Source organism: Streptococcus timonensis (assembly GCF_900095845.1).
In the GTDB taxonomy this organism is placed as follows: Bacteria; Bacillota; Bacilli; order Lactobacillales; family Streptococcaceae; genus Streptococcus; species Streptococcus timonensis.
Map to the genome: position 1 here is coordinate 190,244 of NZ_FMIX01000004.1, position 18,610 is coordinate 208,853.

The 18,610-nt window shown below is 40.1% G+C and carries 17 protein-coding genes; 14 read left to right on the forward strand and 3 right to left on the reverse strand.

The window, feature by feature from the left end; genetic code table 11:
- Positions 1-68 precede the first annotated feature (68 nt).
- The 10 genes from gndA (at position 69) to tig (ending at position 10,058) form a co-directional block, all read left to right on the forward strand.
- On the forward strand, positions 69-1,493 hold the full coding sequence (gene gndA / locus BQ2679_RS04195) for an NADP-dependent phosphogluconate dehydrogenase (RefSeq protein WP_006151777.1): 1,425 nt from the start codon (positions 69-71) through the stop codon (positions 1,491-1,493).
- A gap of 12 nt (positions 1,494-1,505) precedes the next feature.
- Positions 1,506-2,195: a response regulator transcription factor gene (locus BQ2679_RS04200; protein ID WP_075566502.1), complete on the forward strand. Its 690-nt coding sequence runs from the start codon at positions 1,506-1,508 to the stop codon at positions 2,193-2,195.
- 240 nt (positions 2,196-2,435) lie between these two features.
- A complete protein-coding gene (gene mvk / locus BQ2679_RS04205; RefSeq protein WP_075566504.1) occupies positions 2,436-3,314 on the forward strand; it encodes a mevalonate kinase in 879 nt (292 codons plus the stop codon).
- Positions 3,296-4,249 carry a diphosphomevalonate decarboxylase gene (mvaD, locus tag BQ2679_RS04210; RefSeq protein ID WP_075566506.1) on the forward strand — a complete coding sequence of 318 codons (954 nt, stop codon included), beginning with the start codon at positions 3,296-3,298 and terminating at the stop codon, positions 4,247-4,249. The genes mvk and mvaD overlap by 19 nt, the downstream gene beginning before the upstream one ends.
- Positions 4,236-5,249, forward strand: coding sequence for a phosphomevalonate kinase (locus tag BQ2679_RS04215; RefSeq protein WP_075566509.1), 1,014 nt, complete (start codon positions 4,236-4,238; stop codon positions 5,247-5,249). Before mvaD ends, BQ2679_RS04215 begins: the two co-directional genes overlap by 14 nt.
- Positions 5,227-6,228, forward strand: coding sequence for a type 2 isopentenyl-diphosphate Delta-isomerase (fni, locus tag BQ2679_RS04220; protein WP_075566524.1), 1,002 nt, complete (start codon positions 5,227-5,229; stop codon positions 6,226-6,228). The genes BQ2679_RS04215 and fni overlap by 23 nt, the downstream gene beginning before the upstream one ends.
- Positions 6,229-6,326: 98 nt before the next feature.
- Positions 6,327-7,025 carry a cell wall-active antibiotics response protein LiaF gene (gene liaF / locus BQ2679_RS04225; protein WP_075566526.1) on the forward strand — a complete coding sequence of 233 codons (699 nt, stop codon included), beginning with the start codon at positions 6,327-6,329 and terminating at the stop codon, positions 7,023-7,025.
- The gene (locus BQ2679_RS04230) at positions 7,022-8,011 is read left to right on the forward strand and encodes an envelope stress sensor histidine kinase LiaS (protein WP_075566528.1); all 990 of its coding nucleotides are present in this window, start codon (positions 7,022-7,024) and stop codon (positions 8,009-8,011) included. Before liaF ends, BQ2679_RS04230 begins: the two co-directional genes overlap by 4 nt.
- A gap of 18 nt (positions 8,012-8,029) precedes the next feature.
- Positions 8,030-8,662 carry a response regulator transcription factor gene (locus tag BQ2679_RS04235; RefSeq protein WP_075566530.1) on the forward strand — a complete coding sequence of 211 codons (633 nt, stop codon included), beginning with the start codon at positions 8,030-8,032 and terminating at the stop codon, positions 8,660-8,662.
- 112 nt (positions 8,663-8,774) lie between these two features.
- The gene (tig, locus tag BQ2679_RS04240; protein WP_075566532.1) at positions 8,775-10,058 is read left to right on the forward strand and encodes a trigger factor; all 1,284 of its coding nucleotides are present in this window, start codon (positions 8,775-8,777) and stop codon (positions 10,056-10,058) included.
- 45 nt (positions 10,059-10,103) lie between these two features.
- Here the strand turns inward: tig and recD2 are convergent, their stop codons facing one another.
- From recD2 to rnhC, 3 genes are read right to left on the reverse strand one after another with little or no spacing between them, the layout of a single operon-like run.
- A complete protein-coding gene (recD2, locus tag BQ2679_RS04245; protein ID WP_075566534.1) occupies positions 10,104-12,470 on the reverse strand; it encodes an SF1B family DNA helicase RecD2 in 2,367 nt (788 codons plus the stop codon).
- Positions 12,471-12,530: 60 nt separating this feature from the next.
- Positions 12,531-13,145 carry a signal peptidase I gene (lepB, locus tag BQ2679_RS04250; protein WP_075566536.1) on the reverse strand — a complete coding sequence of 205 codons (615 nt, stop codon included), beginning with the start codon at positions 13,143-13,145 and terminating at the stop codon, positions 12,531-12,533.
- 4 nt (positions 13,146-13,149) lie between these two features.
- Positions 13,150-14,031, reverse strand: a complete 882-nt coding sequence (rnhC, locus tag BQ2679_RS04255; RefSeq protein WP_075566540.1) for a ribonuclease HIII — start codon at positions 14,029-14,031, stop codon at positions 13,150-13,152.
- Between the two features lie 86 nt (positions 14,032-14,117).
- Between rnhC and zapA the strand changes: the two genes are divergently transcribed.
- The 4 genes from zapA (at position 14,118) to BQ2679_RS04275 (ending at position 18,512) form a co-directional block, all read left to right on the forward strand.
- Positions 14,118-14,420 carry a cell division protein ZapA gene (gene zapA / locus BQ2679_RS04260; RefSeq protein WP_075566546.1) on the forward strand — a complete coding sequence of 101 codons (303 nt, stop codon included), beginning with the start codon at positions 14,118-14,120 and terminating at the stop codon, positions 14,418-14,420.
- Positions 14,417-14,965, forward strand: coding sequence for a CvpA family protein (locus BQ2679_RS04265; RefSeq protein ID WP_075566548.1), 549 nt, complete (start codon positions 14,417-14,419; stop codon positions 14,963-14,965). Before zapA ends, BQ2679_RS04265 begins: the two co-directional genes overlap by 4 nt.
- Positions 14,966-15,082: 117 nt before the next feature.
- On the forward strand, positions 15,083-17,419 hold the full coding sequence (locus BQ2679_RS04270; RefSeq protein ID WP_075566551.1) for an endonuclease MutS2: 2,337 nt from the start codon (positions 15,083-15,085) through the stop codon (positions 17,417-17,419).
- 196 nt (positions 17,420-17,615) lie between these two features.
- On the forward strand, positions 17,616-18,512 hold the full coding sequence (locus tag BQ2679_RS04275; RefSeq protein WP_075566554.1) for a TDT family transporter: 897 nt from the start codon (positions 17,616-17,618) through the stop codon (positions 18,510-18,512).
- The last annotated feature ends 98 nt before the right edge of the window (positions 18,513-18,610 follow it).

Genomic DNA, 18,610 nt, shown 5'->3' on the forward strand with positions numbered 1-18,610 from the left:
GTCATCAAATTCTTTCTTTTAGAATTGAAACATGATAAAATAAATAAATCAAACAATAGGAGAGTCACATGACAAAAGCAAACTTTGGTGTTGTTGGTATGGCCGTAATGGGTCGTAACCTTGCCCTTAATATTGAATCTCGTGGATACACAGTTGCTATCTATAACCGTAGTAAAGAAAAAACAGAAGATGTTGTTGCTTGCCATCCTGAAAAAAACTTTGTGCCAAGCTATGATATCGAAAGCTTCGTAAACTCAATTGAAAAGCCACGTCGTATCATGCTTATGGTTCAAGCAGGACCTGGAACAGACGCTACTATCCAAGCCCTTCTTCCACACTTGGATAAAGGTGATATCTTGATTGACGGAGGAAATACTTTCTATAAAGATACTATCCGTCGTAATGAAGAATTGGCTAACTCTGGTATCAACTTTATCGGTACTGGTGTCTCTGGTGGTGAAAAAGGTGCCCTTGAAGGTCCTTCTATCATGCCTGGTGGACAAAAAGAAGCTTATGAATTGGTAGCAGATGTTCTTGAAGAAATCTCTGCAAAAGCACCAGAAGATGGGAAACCATGTGTGACATACATCGGTCCTGATGGAGCTGGTCATTACGTGAAAATGGTTCACAACGGTATCGAGTACGGTGATATGCAATTGATCGCAGAAAGCTATGACCTCATGCAACACTTGCTTGGCCTTTCAGCTCAAGATATGGCTGAAATCTTTACTGAGTGGAACAAGGGCGAATTGGACAGCTACTTGATCGAAATCACTGCGGATATCCTTGGACGCAAAGACGACGAAGGTCAAGATGGACCAATCGTAGACTACATCTTGGATGCTGCAGGAAACAAGGGAACAGGTAAATGGACTAGCCAATCAGCACTTGACCTTGGTGTGCCATTATCTCTTATCACTGAGTCAGTGTTTGCGCGTTACATCTCTACTTACAAAGAAGAACGTGTTCATGCTAGCAAGGTGCTTCCAAAACCAGCTGCTTTCAAATTTGAAGGAGACAAGGCTGAGTTGATCGAAAAGATCCGCCAAGCCCTTTACTTCTCAAAAATCATCTCTTACGCACAAGGTTTTGCGCAATTGCGTGTAGCTTCTAAAGAAAACAATTGGAACTTGCCATTTGCAGACATCGCATCTATCTGGCGCGATGGCTGTATCATCCGTTCTCGTTTCTTGCAAAAGATCACTGATGCATACAACCGTGATGCAGATCTGGCTAACCTTCTTTTGGATGAGTACTTCTTGGATGTCACTGCTAAGTACCAACAATCTGTTCGTGATATCGTAGCTCTTGCTGTTCAAGCTGGTGTACCAGTACCTACTTTCTCAGCAGCTATTACATACTTCGATAGCTACCGTTCAGCGGATCTTCCAGCAAACTTGATTCAAGCGCAACGTGACTATTTTGGCGCTCACACATATCAACGTAAAGATAAAGAAGGTACTTTCCACTATTCTTGGTACGACGAAAAATAAGTAGGCCAAACTATGGGGAAACGGATTTTATTACTTGAAAAAGAAAAAAATCTAGCTCATTTTTTAAGTTTAGAACTCCAAAAAGAGCATTACCGAGTTGATCTGGCAGAAAAAGGGCAAAAAGCTCTTTCCATGGCTCTTCAAACAGATTATGATTTGATTTTATTAAATGTTAATCTGGGAGATATGACAGCGCAGGAATTTGTAGACAAATTAAGTCTAACAAAACCTGCATCTGTCATCATGGTTCTAGATCACTTAGAAGATTTGCAAGATGTATTAGAAGTTGTTCAACGCTTTGCAGTTTCATACATCTATAAACCAGTGATTATTGAAAATTTGGTAGAGCGAATTTCAGCTATTTTCCGTGGCCGTGATTTTATCGACCAACATTGTGGTCAAATGAAGATACCCACCAGCTATCGAAATCTTAGGATAGATGTTGCCAATCATACAGTCTATCGTGGAGATGAGTTGATTGCTCTCACACGTCGAGAATATGATCTTCTGGCTACGCTTATGGGTAGTAAAAAAGTATTGACTCGTGAGCAATTACTGGAAAGTGTCTGGAAGTATGAAAGTGCCGCAGAAACTAATATTGTAGATGTTTATATCCGATATCTACGTAGTAAAATTGATGTGGAAGGTCAAAAAAGCTATATCAAAACAGTTCGTGGTGTAGGTTATACCATGCAGGAATAATAAGCAATATTTAATCAATTAAAGTTGAAGAGCACTTGCCTATAAGCAAGTGCTTTTTTGAAGCATTAATTGACTCTTTTTTAAAGGTTGAGAAAATGAGAATTTTAATTTTTTATCTCAACGATAAGCGATTGTGAAGGAAACAATCGCTTTTTTTGTGAAAATATAATAAAATAGAAAGGAATAAAGTTCTAAAATTTTATCTAGAAAAAGACGTTTTTCGTCTGATAGAAGGATTAAATGACAAAAGAGGTTGGTGTCGGTCAGGCACATAGTAAAATTATTTTAATAGGAGAACATGCAGTGGTTTACGGCTATCCAGCCATCTCTTTGCCTCTTTTAGAGGTTGAAGTGACTTGTCGGGTGGTTCCAGCAGCGACACCATGGCGTCTTTTTGAAGAGGACACCTTGTCCATGGCAGTTTATGCTTCTCTCGAGTATCTGAATATCAAAGATGCTTACATCCGTTGCCAAATTGACTCTGCTATTCCAGAAAAACGTGGAATGGGTTCTTCAGCAGCCATTAGCATTGCGGCTATTCGCGCGGTATTTGATTATTACCAAGCAGAACTTCCACATGATGTGTTAGAAATTCTGGTCAATCGCGCTGAGATGATTGCCCATATGAATCCTAGTGGATTGGATGCCAAGACCTGTCTTAGTGACCAACCTATTCGTTTTATCAAGAATGTTGGTTTTGAAGAACTAGCCATGGACTTGTCGGCTTATCTGGTCATTGCAGATACAGGAGTCTATGGACATACTCGTGAAGCTATCCAAGTTGTAGAGAGCAAGGGTAAGGAAGCTTTACCTTTCTTGTATGCACTTGGAGAGTTGACCCAGCAAGCAGAAGAAGCAATAAAGGCAAAAGACGCCGTGAAGCTGGGAGAGATTTTAACAAAAGCACATGGAAATCTAAAAGAAATAGGAGTTAGTAGCCTTGAGGCTGATGCCTTGGTTGAAACTGCTCTCGAACATGGTGCTTTAGGTGCTAAGATGAGTGGTGGTGGTCTAGGTGGCTGTATCATAGCCTTAGTAGCCGACTATCGCCAAGCTCAAGATTTAGCTGAAAGATTAGAAGAGAAAGGATCTATTCAGACATGGATCGAAAGCCTGTAACAGTACGTTCCTATGCCAATATTGCTATTATTAAATATTGGGGAAAGAAAGCAGAAAAAGAGATGGTTCCTGCGACTAGCAGTATCTCTCTGACTTTAGAAAATATGTATACGGAGACGACACTTTCTCCTTTACCAGCGGATGCAAAGGCGGATGCCTTTTACATCAATGGTCAGTTGCAAAACGAAGCTGAGCATGCCAAGATGAGTAAAATCATTGACCGCTACCGTCCTGAAGGAGCAGGTTTTGTTCGTATCGATACTAAGAACAATATGCCAACAGCAGCAGGCCTTTCTTCAAGTTCCAGTGGTTTATCTGCCTTGGTCAAAGCTTGTAACTCCTATTTCCAACTTGGGCTGAATCGAAGAGAATTAGCCTTGGAAGCTAAGTTTGCATCGGGTTCTTCATCTCGTAGTTTTTATGGCCCCTTGGCAGCCTGGGACAAGGATAGTGGAGAGATCTATCCTGTTGAGACTGACTTGAAACTAGCTATGATTATGTTGGTCTTGGAAGACCAGAAAAAACCAATTTCCAGTCGAGATGGGATGAAGCTCTGTGTGGAGACTTCGACAACTTTTGATGAGTGGATTCGTCAATCTGAACAAGATTACAAGGATATGTTAGTCTACCTCAAGGATAATGACTTTAAGAAAGTTGGAGAATTGACAGAGAAGAATGCGTTGGCTATGCATGCTACGACAAAAACAGCCACTCCCTCCTTCTCTTATCTGACAGATGCTAGTTATGGGGCTATGGATTTTGTTCGTCAGCTTAGAGAACAAGGAGAATCTTGCTACTTTACCATGGATGCGGGCCCTAATGTCAAGGTTCTTTGCTTGGAAGAGGACTTGGAACATTTATCAGAACTTTTAGGTCAACGCTATCGCTTAATCGTTTCAAAAACAAAGGATTTGAGCCAAGATGACGCTTGTTAAGACTTGTGGGAAGCTTTATTGGGCTGGCGAGTACGCTATTTTAGAACCAGGACAGTTGGCACTAATAAAGGCTATTCCCATCTATATGACGGCTGAGATTAAAGCGTCTAATAATTATCGACTCTACTCAGATATGTTTTCCTATAGTGTAGACTTGCGACCGGATTCTTCATATGCCTTGATTCAAGAAACAGTTGCCTTGGTGGAGAAGTATCTAACTGCCCAAGGAGTTGAACTGCAGCCTTTTTCTTTAGAGATTCGTGGGAAAATGGAACGCGAGGGCAAGAAATTCGGCCTGGGTTCTAGTGGCAGTGTAGTTATTTTGGTCATCAAGGCCATGCTTGCCTTCTATGAAAGATTAGCTGATAGAGAACTCTTGTTTAAATTGGCGAGTGCTGTACTTCTTAAACGTGGGGACAACGGCTCCATGGGGGACATTGCCTGTATCGTATCAGAAGACCTCGTCCTCTATCAATCTTTTGATCGTAAGAAAGTGGCAGATTGGTTAGAAAAAGAAGACTTGCAGGCTGTATTAGCACGTGACTGGGGCTTTTCTATTAGGAGTGTTGAACCAGCCTTGAAATTTGATTTTCTGGTTGGTTGGACCAAGGAAGTGGCTGTATCAAGTCATATGGTCAAGCAAATCAAGGATAATATGAACTCTAGCTTTTTACAAGCTTCAAAAGAAACAGTAGCTAACTTGGTAAAGGCTTTGGAGGTAGGTCAAGAAGATAAAATCATTGAGTTGCTAAATCATGCTAGCCTGCTCTTAGAAGACTTGAGTTCAGATATTTACACACCTTCGCTCAGACAACTAAAAAATGCCAGCCAAGACTTAAAAGCTGTTGCTAAGAGCAGTGGTGCTGGTGGTGGAGACTGTGGGATAGCACTTAGTTTTGACCAAGATTCGACCACATTACTGAAAAAACGCTGGGCTGATTTAGGAATTGAGCTCTTGTATCAAGAAAGGATGGAACATGACGACAAATCGGAAGGATGAACACATCCGCTATGCCCTTGAACAAAACAGTTCTTATAATAGTTTTGATGAAGTTGAACTGATTCATTCTTCGCTACCCTTATATGACTTAGATGAAATTGATCTTTCGACAGAATTTGCAGGTCGAAAGTGGGACTTTCCTTTTTATATCAATGCCATGACAGGTGGTAGTGACAAGGGGAGAGAAATCAATCAAAAGCTGGTTCAGGTGGCTGAAGCCTGTGGGATTCTATTTGTAACAGGTTCTTACAGTGCTGCTCTTAAGGATCCTTCAGATGACTCTTTTTCAGTCAAAACTAGTTACCCTGACCTCCTTCTTGGAACCAATATTGGCTTAGACAAACCTGTAGAACTAGGACTGCAAACGGTCAAGGAGATGAATCCTCTTCTTTTACAGGTGCATGTAAATGTCATGCAGGAATTGCTCATGCCAGAAGGTGAGCGTCAATTTAGATTATGGCAGAATAATCTGAAAGATTATGCTGAGCAAATCTCTGTGCCACTTGTTTTAAAAGAAGTCGGCTTTGGTATGGATGTGAAAACCATTGCTAAGGCTTATGAGATGGGAATACGAACCGTTGATTTGTCTGGACGTGGGGGAACGAGCTTTGCCTACATCGAAAATCGTCGTAGCGGTCAACGGGATTACCTCAATGATTGGGGGCAATCGACCATGCAAGCTCTTCTGAATGCCCAAGACTGGAAAGACAAGATGGAACTTTTGGTGAGTGGAGGAGTTCGCAATCCACTAGATATCATCAAATGCTTGGTGTTTGGAGCCAAGGCAGTTGGTCTATCACGCACTATGTTAGAGCTGGTTGAAAATTACTCTGTTGACGTCGTTATTTCCATTGTTGAAAGCTGGAAGGAAGACCTACGCTTGATTATGTGTGCCCTTAATTGTAAAAGAATTGAAGATTTGCAAGAGGTCGACTATCTCTTATATGGAAAATTAAAAGAAGCAAAAGACCAAATGTAAAGAAAGAGGTCAGGATTTTAGTCCCGACCTCTTTATCATTCCTCAGACGGATGTGACTTTTGGGATTTGTGATACAATTAAATAGAGAGGTCGGTTACATGCGAAAATTTCAAATTTTTCTATTTATTGAAGCTTGTTTATTGACAGGAGCTCTGATTATGATGGTATCAGAGCATTTTTCCCGTTTTCTACTGATGTTGCTCTTGTTTTTATTGCTGATTCGATATTATACTGGAAAACAGGGGAACAATTTTATTTTAGTAGCAGTGAGCATCCTATTTTTCTTTATCATCATGCTTAATCCCTTTGTCATCATGGCTATCTTTGTAGCTTTGATTTATAGCCTCTTCTTGCTTTATCCTATGATGAATCAGGAAAGAGAAGAAACCAATCTGGTCTTTGAAGATGTTGTGACAGTAAAGAAGGAGAAAAATCGCTGGTTTGGAAATCTTCATCACTTCTCAAGCTACCAGACCTGTCGTTTTGATGATATCAATCTCTTTCGCCTTATGGGGAAGGATACTATTCATCTAGAGCACGTGATTTTGAGCAATCATGATAATGTCATCATCTTGAGAAAACTGGTCGGTACGACTAGAATTATCGTACCAGTGGATGTAGAAGTCAGCCTCAGTGTTAATTCTCTGTACGGAGATTTAACCTTTTTTGACCAGCCTAAACGTGCTTTGCGTAATGAGCAATTTCATCAAGAAACCAGAGATTATCTCAAGAGTCCCAAGAGTGTTAAGATTCTTTTGACAACTATGGTTGGAGATGTTGAGGTGGTGAGAGGATGAAAAAACAACCCTATATTTTAATTGGTCTCACCTCATTTCTCTTTGTTGCTTTTCTATTTCGAAGCATTTTTAAGGTCTTAGATTTGGAATGGACTTCTCTTTTCCAAGATTTAGAAAAGACAGAAAAAGTCCTATTTCTAGCTTTGATGTTTAGTCTTGCTCTAGCCTTTTTATTGGTCATGTTTTGGACAATGGTTGACGAAATTTCAAGAAGAAGAATCCAAGCAAATCTTAATCGTCTGCTAGCTGGTAAAGATATTAAAAGCCTTGGAGATGCTGATTTAGACGCAAGTTTTAGAAACTTATCAGGCAAGCTTGGTTTATTGACAGAAGCCATTCAAAAAGCAGACAATCAGGTTTTAGTCAAAGAAGAAGAGATAGTTGAAAAGGAGCGCAAGCGAATCGCGCGTGACTTGCATGATACGGTTAGCCAAGAAATTTTTGCTGCCCATATGATTTTATCGGGACTCAGTCAACAAGCTTCCAGATTAGACAAAGAGAAGATGCAGACACAACTCCAGAGTGTGACAGCTATTTTGGAGACAGCCCAAAGAGATTTGCGTATTCTGCTTTTGCATTTGCGACCGATAGAACTGGAACAAAAGAGTTTGGTTGAGGGAATTCAGTTGCTTCTCAAAGAATTGGAAGAAAAAAGTGAACTCGAAGTCAGTTTTAAATATCAGGTAGACGAATTGCCTAAAAAGATTGAGGAGCATGTCTTTCGTATCGTCCAAGAATTGATTAGTAACACTCTCCGTCATGCCCAAGCCTCTTGTATAGATGTTTATCTTTATCAAACGGAAACAGGCTTGCAGTTAAAGGTAGTAGACAACGGTCTCGGTTTTCAGTTAGATGATGTCGATGAACTAAGCTATGGACTGCGCAATATCAAAGAACGAGTGGAAGATATGGCAGGGAGCATACAATTATTAACAGCACCCAAGCAGGGCTTAGCAGTGGATATTCGGATTCCCTTGCTTGATTGACTAACAAAAGGAAATAAAATGAAACTATTATTAGTAGATGACCATCAAATGGTGCGTCTTGGTTTAAAAAGTTATTTTGAACTACAAGATGATGTAGAGGTTGTTGGAGAAGCAACTAATGGAGCCGAAGGGATTTCCATGGCCTTGGAGCTTCGTCCAGATGTGACCGTCATGGATATTGTTATGCCTGAAGTCAACGGAATTGATGCAACTCTAGCTATTCTCAAAGAATGGCCGGAGGCTAAAATTTTGATCGTGACTTCTTATCTAGACAATGAAAAAATCATGCCAGTCTTAAATGCTGGAGCTAGGGGTTATATGCTCAAGACATCAAGTGCCGATGAATTGTTCCATGCTGTTAAAAAGGTGGCAGCTGGAGAGCTAGCGATTGAACAAGAGGTGAGTAAGAAAGTAGAATACCACCGCAATCATATGGAACTTCACGAAGAATTAACTGCGCGAGAACGCGATGTCCTTCAACTGATTGCTAAGGGCTATGAAAATCAGCGCATTGCAGATGAGCTCTTTATCTCCCTAAAGACAGTTAAGACCCATGTCTCCAATATCCTAGCCAAACTTGAGGTCAGTGATCGTACCCAGGCAGCAGTTTATGCTTTTCAACATCATCTGGTGGGTTCTGATGAATTTTAAGGGACATAGGATGTAACTGAAGCATGTACGAAAAGCGCATCCATTACTTGAAAAAGTTCGCTACTATGTGGTATAATGGACTGTATTAAAAATTTTAAGGAGAAATGACAGAATGTCTGTATCATTTAAAAACAAAGAAACAAACCGTGGTGTCTTGACTTTCACTATCTCTCAAGACCAAATCAAACCAGAATTGGACCGTGTATTTAACTTAGTAAAGAAAACTCTTAACGTTCCAGGTTTCCGTAAAGGTCACCTTCCACGTCCTATCTTCGACCAAAAATTTGGTGAAGAAGCACTTTACCAAGATGCAATGAACGCTCTTTTACCAGACGCTTATGAAGCAGCTGTTAAAGAAGCTGGACTTGAAGTAGTTGCTCAACCAAAAATTGACGTAACTTCTATGGAAAAAGGTCAAGATTGGGTTATCACTGCTGAAGTTGTTACAAAACCTGAAGTAAAATTGGGTGAATACAAAAACCTTGAAGTATCAGTTGATGTAGATAAAGAAGTAACTGACGCTGATGTTGAAGAGCGCATCGAACGTGAACGCAACAACTTGGCTGAATTGGTGATCAAAGAAGGTGCTGCTGAAAACGGCGACACTGTTGTTATTGACTTTGTTGGTTCTATCGACGGTGTTGAATTTGACGGCGGAAAAGGTGAAAACTTTTCACTTGGACTTGGTTCAGGTCAATTCATCCCTGGTTTCGAAGACCAATTGGTAGGTCATTCAGCTGGTGAAACTGTTGATGTAGTTGTAACATTCCCAGAAGACTACCAAGCAGAAGACCTTGCTGGTAAAGAAGCTAAATTCGTAACAACTATCCACGAAGTTAAAGCGAAAGAAGTTCCAGCTCTTGACGATGAACTTGCAAAAGATATCGATGAAGAAGTTGAAACTCTTGCTGAATTGAAAGAAAAATATCGTAACGAATTGGCAGCTGCTAAAGAAGAAGCATATAAAGATGCTGTAGAAGGTGTTGCAATCGATAAAGCTGTTGAAAATGCTGAAATCGTAGAACTTCCAGAAGAAATGATCCACGAAGAAGTTCACCGCTCAGTAAATGAGTTCCTTGGAAACTTGCAACGTCAAGGTATCAACCCTGACATGTACTTCCAAATCACTGGAACTACTCAAGAAGACCTTCACAAACAATATGAAGCAGAAGCTGAGTCACGCACTAAGACTAACCTTGTTATCGAAGCAGTTGCGAAAGCTGAAGGATTTGACGCTACTGAAGAAGAAATCCAAAAAGAAATCGAGCAATTGGCTGCAGATTACAACATGGAAGTTGCCCAAGTACAAAGCTTGCTTTCGGCAGATATGTTGAAACACGATATCACAATCAAGAAAGCTGTTGAATTGATCACAAGCACTGCAACAGTAAAATAATCTGAAAAGATAAAAAACCACCGGATTCGGTGGCTTTTTTGTGCTTTATTTTCCGAAAAACTCCTCAAGGTCATCTTGGTTAATCCCAATCATGGCTGGGATACTAGTCCAGTTATCTTCAGTTAGGATATAAGGTTGATGTGGATCAATCTGGTTTTCTGTTTCAAGAATTGGCTCATTTACTTCTTCAGAGCTTTCAGTTAAGTCGCTGAAACGTTCAATCAGATAGGTTTTTCGAGCTGTCCCGATATGTTTAGTCGCATAATCAAAGGCTTGAAGTTCGCCGAGTAGGATGAGTTTGCTTTTAGCTCGAGTAATAGCAGTGTAGATGAGGTTACGCTCCAGCATACGCTTGCTAGCACTGGTGATGGGAAGAAATACAACCGGGAATTCACTTCCTTGAGATTTATGGATACTCATAGCGTAGGCAAGACGAATCTTATACCATTCATTTCGAGGATAAGAGACCTCATTGCCGTCAAAATCAATGACAATTTCGTCTTGTTTGGATTCGGTATATTTACCAGGAATGAGGTCTGTAATATAACCTAAATCTCCGTTAAAAACGTTGACTTCTGCATCGTTAACCAAATGAATAACCTTATCTCCGCTACGATACTGAAACTGACTTGCTTCAAAACTAATCTGTCCCTTTTGAAGAGGATTGAGCAGTTCTTGCATGAGTTGATTGATGGCATCGATTCCTGCTGCTCCACGATACATAGGAGCTAGAACTTGGATGTCTCGTGCAGGGATGTCACTTCTGAGAGCTGCATCTAAGATTTTTTCAATGCTAGCAGGTATATGGCCGCTAGAAATTTCAAAATAGGAGCGATCTGCTTTTTTCTCTGTAAAATCTGGAGGCAAAATTCCCTGCCTTATCTGACTCGCAAGTGTGACAATGGTTGATTCTTCGCTCTGGCGGTAGATTCTTTCCAAGCGTGTTTGCGGAATACTTGGAATCTGGAGCAAGTCAGCCAGAACTTGACCTGGGCTAACCGATGGCAACTGATCACTATCTCCAACGATGAGAATTTTACTAGTAGAGGAGATATTTGAGAGGAGTTGATTGGCTAGCCAAGTATCTACCATAGAGAACTCGTCTACGATGATAAAGTCAGCATCTAGATAATCCTCCAAATGGCTAGTGTCAACATCTCCAGTCATTCCCAAGTGGCGGTGAATGGTTGCACTTGGCAAGCCAGTTAACTCGTTCATTCTACGAGCTGCTCTACCAGTTGGTGCAGCTAGAAGAATTGGAAGACTACTCTTTTTTTTCAGGTCCAGTCCTTCTAAAAGTGCATAAACTGCGATGATACCATTGATAACAGTAGTTTTTCCTGTTCCAGGACCACCTGTTAGGATAAAGACTTTGTTTTGGATTGCATCACAGATGGCCTGTTTTTGAATAGTATCGTACTGAATACCAAGTTCTTTTTCGACAGTAGAAATATATTTTTGAATACTCTCTTTGTTTTCGTCTTTGTCCTCTTTTCTTTCAAGGATTCTCATTAGGTGCTTGTGGATGCCTTCTTCTGCATAGAAGAGACTATTATCAAAAATTTTTGTGTCTATCTGCTGAACCTTGTCCTCTTCGATTAGATGAGACAATTCGAGGGCAACTTGATTGGGATCTAGTTCAACTGGTCGAGAGGATTCTAGAAGGTTTATGGTTTGTTCTAGTAAGTCCCTTGCTTCAACATAGGTATCGCCACTTTCCATACAGGAATTTAAAAGGTTGTGAATGATTCCAGCTCGAAAACGTTCAGGCGATTGGCTTTCAATACCAAGTTCTTCTGCTAGTTGGTCGGCAATGGTAAAGCCCAATCCTTTGATATCCTCCACTAGTTGATAGGGATAATTTTCAACAACATCTAAAGTTTCTTCCTTATATTCATCTAGAATTTGAATAGCTAATTTATTAGGGATACCGTAATTAGCCAATTTAGCCAAGATCATTTCTGTACCGTAGTTGAGACGGAGTGTAGAAATAAAGGCTTCACGACTTTTAGCCGATAGTCCAGAAATGGACTGGAGTTTTTCAGGATGCTCTAAAATTTTGTCGATAGTGTTTTCACCATAGATATCTACAATTTTCTGGGCAGTTTTAAGACCGATACCTTTGAAATGGCTGCTTGAAAAATATTTAACCAAACCTTTACTAGTCGGCTTTGCTCTCTCGTAGCGAGTGATTTGTAACTGTTCACCATATTTTGAGTGTTGGACAATTTGTCCCCAAAAAGTGTATTCTTCACCCTCAATAACATCAGCCATGGTACCAGTTACGATAATTTCAAAATCATCAAAGTCTTCTGCATTGGTGTCTTCAATCTCCAAGAGTAGGATGCGATAAAAATTGCTAATATTTTCAAAGATAATGCGCTCAATGGTGCCTGTAAAATATACTTCCATAGAAATCCTCAATAGAATAAGAAGAGGCTGAGATTGGTATGTCTCGGCCTCTTAGTGTTTTTAGAATGTTCCGATACGGTCTATTGGCCAGAAACGGAATTTAGCTTCTCCAACAATGTCTTTTGCTTTAAAGGTTCCAACATGACGACTGTCATTGGATACGAGGCGGTTATCTCCTAGGAGAAGATATTCCCCTTCTGGAATAGTAAAGGTAAAACTAGTGTTAAAATTAGCATCTAGAGTAAAGGCATGAGATTTTTCAGCAATACTTCTGAAATACTCTCCTTTTTTACCATCCCAATTGCTACCTGTATAGGTAGATTGAAGCTTATCCTCTTTAAAGCGTTTGAGGTACTCTGCTAGATAAGGCTCGTCTGTTTCTTGGTCATTGATGTAGAGCTTATCGTTTTCATAGCGAATCTTGTCTCCTGGTAAACCGATAACACGTTTGACAATATCCTTATTTTCAGCATCTTCGTGGGCAACCACAATATCATAGCGATCGATTGGAAGATGCTTAACAACAAAGAGAATCTCGTTGTCAGCTAGAGTTGGGTCCATTGAGTGTCCTTCAACTCGAACATTACTCCAAAGAAAGACTCGACTAAGACCAATAAGTGCGAGAATGAGGAAAAATCCTCCCCACTCTTTTAAAAATATTTTAAAATAATTCATACTTTTACCTTTCTAGCAGTTTTTTAGCTTTTTCAGTATTTTTAAAATGAAGTTTGGCACAAAAATTTAGACCCTCTATACCATAGGCTTGTAAAATTTGACTAGCCACCTTATCAGAAGCAGCTCCAGCACCACTTGGAAGTTGATAACCTAACTCTCGTCCAAGGTTTTCAAGATTCTCTAGGAAGAGATCACGCGCAATGATAGAACTAACGGCTACAGCCAAGTATTTCCCCTCAGCTTTCTCCTCCAAGGTTACTGGGTTTGAGAAGTGATTAGCCTCATTTTTCAGGTATTTATCATAGTTCTGTGAGCTGGTAAAGGCGTCGATAACAATTTTCTCAGGCTCAACACCCTTTTGAAGAAGGAGAAAAATCGCTTGATTGTGTAAGGCGACCTTTACAGATACAGCATTGTAGCGTTCGCCAATGACTTCATTATATTTACTCGGAGAAAGCAGTAGTGCTTGATGTTGGATTTTTTCCTTAAGAAGTGGAGCAATTTGACGAATCTTTTGATCTGTCAAAGTCTTAGAATCTCCTACACCTAGTTTTCTTAAGAAGTCATGCTGATCTGGCTTTACAAAGGATGCCACTACAGCTAATCCTCCAAAGTAGGAACCATTTCCAACCTCATCTGTCCCAATTAAAGGGCAATCTTGGCCACTTATTTCTTGATTGGTTTGGTAACCAAAAAAGCTGGCATAATTTTCAGCAGATTCTCCCTGAAAGAGAACCTTTCCAGAAGTATAAATAGAAATGCTTACCTGAGGAAGCTTAAAAAAGTAACGTATATAAGGATTTTTACTAGGAGACAGAGAACTTTGATAGTGTAACACAAAATTCTGAATTTCCTCTTCACTTGGTGTTAGTGTTATACTTGCCATAGTCTCTATTGTACCATAAAAGCAGGAGAATTGGTAAAAACTGACAAACTTAGTGAAATTTGGTATAATATCGTGAGGTGAATTTTATGGCAAATTTAAATCGATATAAATTTACATTTGGGAAAAGGACTTTAACTTTAATTACTGAGCATGATAACCTCTTTATGGAGGAAGTAGCAAAGGTTGCTACAGAAAAATATGAAGCAATTAAAGAGCAAATGCCTGGAGCTGATGATGAGACTTTAGCTATTTTATTAGCAATCAATTGTTTATCAACACAGTTGAGTCGTGAGATTGAATTTGATGATAAGGAGCAGCAATTAGAAGCACTCAGATATCAAGTTGTTGCGGCTAAACAAGAACAAAGTAAGATTGAGGATCCCTTATGATTTCGTTTCTTCTCTTATTAATTCTTGCTTGGAGTTTTTATATCGGCTATCGCAGAGGCTTGGTCCTACAAGTTTATTATCTTGTGGCAACAATTGTCTCAGCTTATTTTGCTGGCAATTTTTACCAGTCTCTAGGGGAAAAATTTCATTTGTTAATTCCCTATGCAAATCCTAAGGAGGGAATTGGTACTTTCTTCTTTCCATCGGATCAGCTCTTTCAATTGGACAAAGTCTTTTATGCAGGTATCGGTTATTTGCTAGCTTTTACAGTTTTTTACAGTATCGGTCGTTTGCTTGGTCTCTTTGTAAATTTAATACCAACAGATAAAATCGATGGTAAATACTTTCGTATTGGTGCAGGAGTTCTATCGGTTGGAGTGACCTTGTTTGTTCTCCAGATGATATTGACTATTCTTGCAACAGTTCCTTTGGAAGTCGTTCAAAATTCACTTGAAAAAAGTATAGTAGCTAAACATATGATTCAAAGTATCCCAATTACTACTAACTTTATTAAACAAATCTGGGTAACCAAATTAATCGGATAAAAAGGCGGGAATTATTCCTAGCCTTTTGTTTACAATTCCAAGAGTTTAATAGTCTTTTTAAAGAGGAAATCCAACTCTTACTAAACATTCTATCTACTCGTCTATTAAGGAAAGAACATGAATACAAAAATACTAGAAACACTAGAATTTAACAAAGTCAAAGCTTTATTTGAGCCCCATCTTTTGACAGAGCAGGGATTAGAGCAGTTAAAAGAGCTAGTCCCAACAGATAAGGGTGATAAAATTAGACAGACTTTTGCTGAGATGGAAGAAATGCAAGAGCTCTTTGTTGAGCATCCTCACTTTAGCATTCTGACTACAAAAGCAATTGCCTCAACTTGCAAGCGTTTGGAGATGGGGGCTGACCTCAACATTGAGGAATTTCTCCTTCTCAAACGTGTACTCTTAGCAAGTCGTGAATTAAAAAGTTTTTATGAAAATCTTGAAAATGTGCGCTTAGACCATCTGGTAAACTGGTTTGAGAAACTTCATGATTTTCCACATCTGCAGGGCAATCTCCAAGCCATCAATGAAGCTGGATTTATTGAAAATTTTGCTAGTGAGGAACTAGCACGAATCCGTCGTAAAATCCATGATAGCGAGAGCCAAGTTCGTGATGTCTTGCAAGACCTACTCAAACAAAAGGCTCAGATGTTGACAGAAGGTATCATCGCTAGTAGAAATGGACGCCAGGTTCTCCCTGTCAAAAACACCTATCGTAATAAGATTGCCGGTGTGGTTCATGATATTTCTGCCAGCGGGAACACTGTCTATATTGAACCGCGTGAAGTAGTCAAGCTGAGTGAGGAAATTGCTAGTCTTCGTGCAGACGAACGCTATGAGATGATGCGTATCCTTCAAGAGCTTTCTGAGCGTGTACGACCACATGCAGCTGAAATTGCAAATGATGCCTGGATTATTGGACATTTGGACTTGATTCGGGCTAAGGTTCGCTTTATCCAAGAGACAGGAGCAGTAGTGCCACAAGTCTCTGAAGGACAGGAGATTCAACTCCTTCATGTTCGTCATCCCTTGGTGCAAAATGCTGTTGCTAATGATGTGCACTTTGGTAAGGATTTAACAGCCATCGTCATCACTGGTCCCAATACGGGTGGTAAGACCATTATGCTCAAAACCTTAGGTTTGACGCAATTGATGGCCCAGTCAGGTTTGCCGATTTTGGCCGATAAGGGAAGTCGTGTGGGAATTTTTGAGGAGGTCTTTGCGGATATCGGAGACGAACAATCCATCGAACAAAGTCTTTCAACCTTCTCTAGTCACATGACTAATATTGTTGATATTCTTGGTAAGGTTAACCAAAACTCGCTCTTGTTACTAGATGAGCTTGGAGCAGGTACAGATCCCCAGGAAGGAGCTGCCCTTGCCATGTCAATCTTAGAGGACTTGCGCTTGCGCCAGGTCAAGACGATGGCAACCACTCACTATCCTGAACTCAAGGCCTACGGGATTGAAACGGCCTATGTTCAAAATGCCAGCATGGAGTTTGATACAGCTAGCTTGCGCCCGACCTATCGCTTTATGCAGGGAGTACCTGGTCGAAGCAACGCCTTTGAGATTGCTAAACGTCTCGGCTTGTCAGATGTCATCGTAGGTGACGCTAGCAAGCAGATTAATCAAGACAATGATGTCAATCGCATTATTGAGCAATTGGAAGAGCAGACGCTTGAAAGCCGTAAACGCCTTGAGAATATTCGCCAGGTCGAGCAAGAAAACCTCAAGATGAACCGTGCGCTTAAAAAACTCTACAACGAGCTCAATCGTGAGAAGGAAACAGAACTCAATAAGGCGCGTGAGCAAGCTGCGGAGATTGTTGACTTAGCTCTGGCAGAAAGTGATGATATTCTAAAAAATCTTCACAGCAAATCACAACTAAAACCACATGAGATTATCGAAGCCAAGGCCAAACTCAAGAAGTTAGCACCTGAAAAAGTTGATCTTTCTAAAAATAAGGTTCTCCAAAAGGCTAAGAAAAAACGAGCTCCAAAAGTTGGGGATGATATCATCGTTTTAAGCTATGGTCAACGAGGTACCTTGACCAATCAACTCAAGGATGGTCGTTGGGAAGCTCAAGTTGGCTTGATTAAGATGACCCTTGAAGAAAAAGAGTTTGACTTAGTACAAGCTCAACAAGAAGCGCCAGTCAAGAAAAAACAAGTTAACGTGGTCAAGCGTGCTGCTGGTAAAGCACCACAGGCTCGACTGGACCTCAGAGGCAAGCGCTATGAGGAAGCTATGGAAGCCTTGGATGCCTTTATCGACCAAGCTCTACTCAACAACATGGCTCAAGTGGACATCATCCATGGTATCGGTACAGGAGTCATCCGTGAAGGAGTAACCAAATATCTCCAAAGAAACAAGCAAGTCAAGAGCTTTGGTTATGCGCCGCAAAATGCAGGTGGAAGTGGTGCAACAATCGTTATCTTTAAAGGTTAACCAAGCTATAAAATGAAATGTCAAAAGAGTACCTATCAAGTGATAGGTACTCTTTTGATGAATTTATTTCAATCATTATTCTTAGTGAGTATTTTAAAAGGGGACAATCGTTTTATAGCAAAAAAATTGATGAAGGCTTGTCTAGCTGAGCTTTATTTATGCTATACTGATAGTAACGTCATTTTCGGAGGTTGGTATGAAAAAACTCCCCTTAGCCTTTTCAGGTTGCTTATTGGGATTGGCTGGAGCAGGAAATCTTATCTTGGATATTTTTCCGCTTTTATCAAATATCTTTAGTTTGTCAGGCTTGATTTTATGGTTTTATTTTTTGGTGAGCCACCTCAATAACTGGCATGAAAGTAAGCAAGAATTAAAGAAAGCCCCTGTTTTGTCAGGAATGGCAACCTTTCCCATGGCAGGGATGATTTTATCAACGTATTTATTACGAATCTTACCCCCGAACATGAGCATTGTTGCACAGATTCTCTGGTGGTTTGCTTTTCTTCTAGATGTTTACCTCATCTTATACTTTACAAAGAACTATGTCTTGGTTAAACAAAGGGCCAGTGCAACACCAACTTGGACGGTTCTTTATGTAGGAATAGCAGTAGCGAGCTTGACCTACTCCGTGGTGAGGATTGTTGGGATTGCCTATGGAGCTTGGATTTTTGGTTTTATCTTAACCCTTATCCTTTACCCTCTAATTTATCAAGATTTGAAAAGAAATCCATTACCACTGGCTTTACTAGGACAAGAAGGAATCTACTGTGCTCCATTTTCTCTCCTTTTGGCAGCATTAGTGAGAGTAGGAGGATACAGTCTTTCTAGTTGGATTTTACTAGTTATGATCCTTGCATCACAGACCTTCTTTTTCTTTGTCCTTAGTCGCTTGCCAAGGATTTTAAAACAAGGTTTCCAACCAGCCTTCTCAGCCCTAACCTTTCCAACCATCATCACAGCAACTTCATTGAAAATGTCCCAAGGCATTCTGCAGTTTCCGGTCCTCAACCTTGTCGTTTGGTTAGAGATTATCATTTGTTTAACAATCCTCATCTACGTATTAGTAGAGTATATACGATATTTAAGGAACTAAAAGAACCCCTAGCACGGAGAAGTGAGATGAAGAAAGGTGCAGAACTATAACGGTGTAAGGGATAGCTAGAATAAATAAATACGAATAAAGAGAGTGTG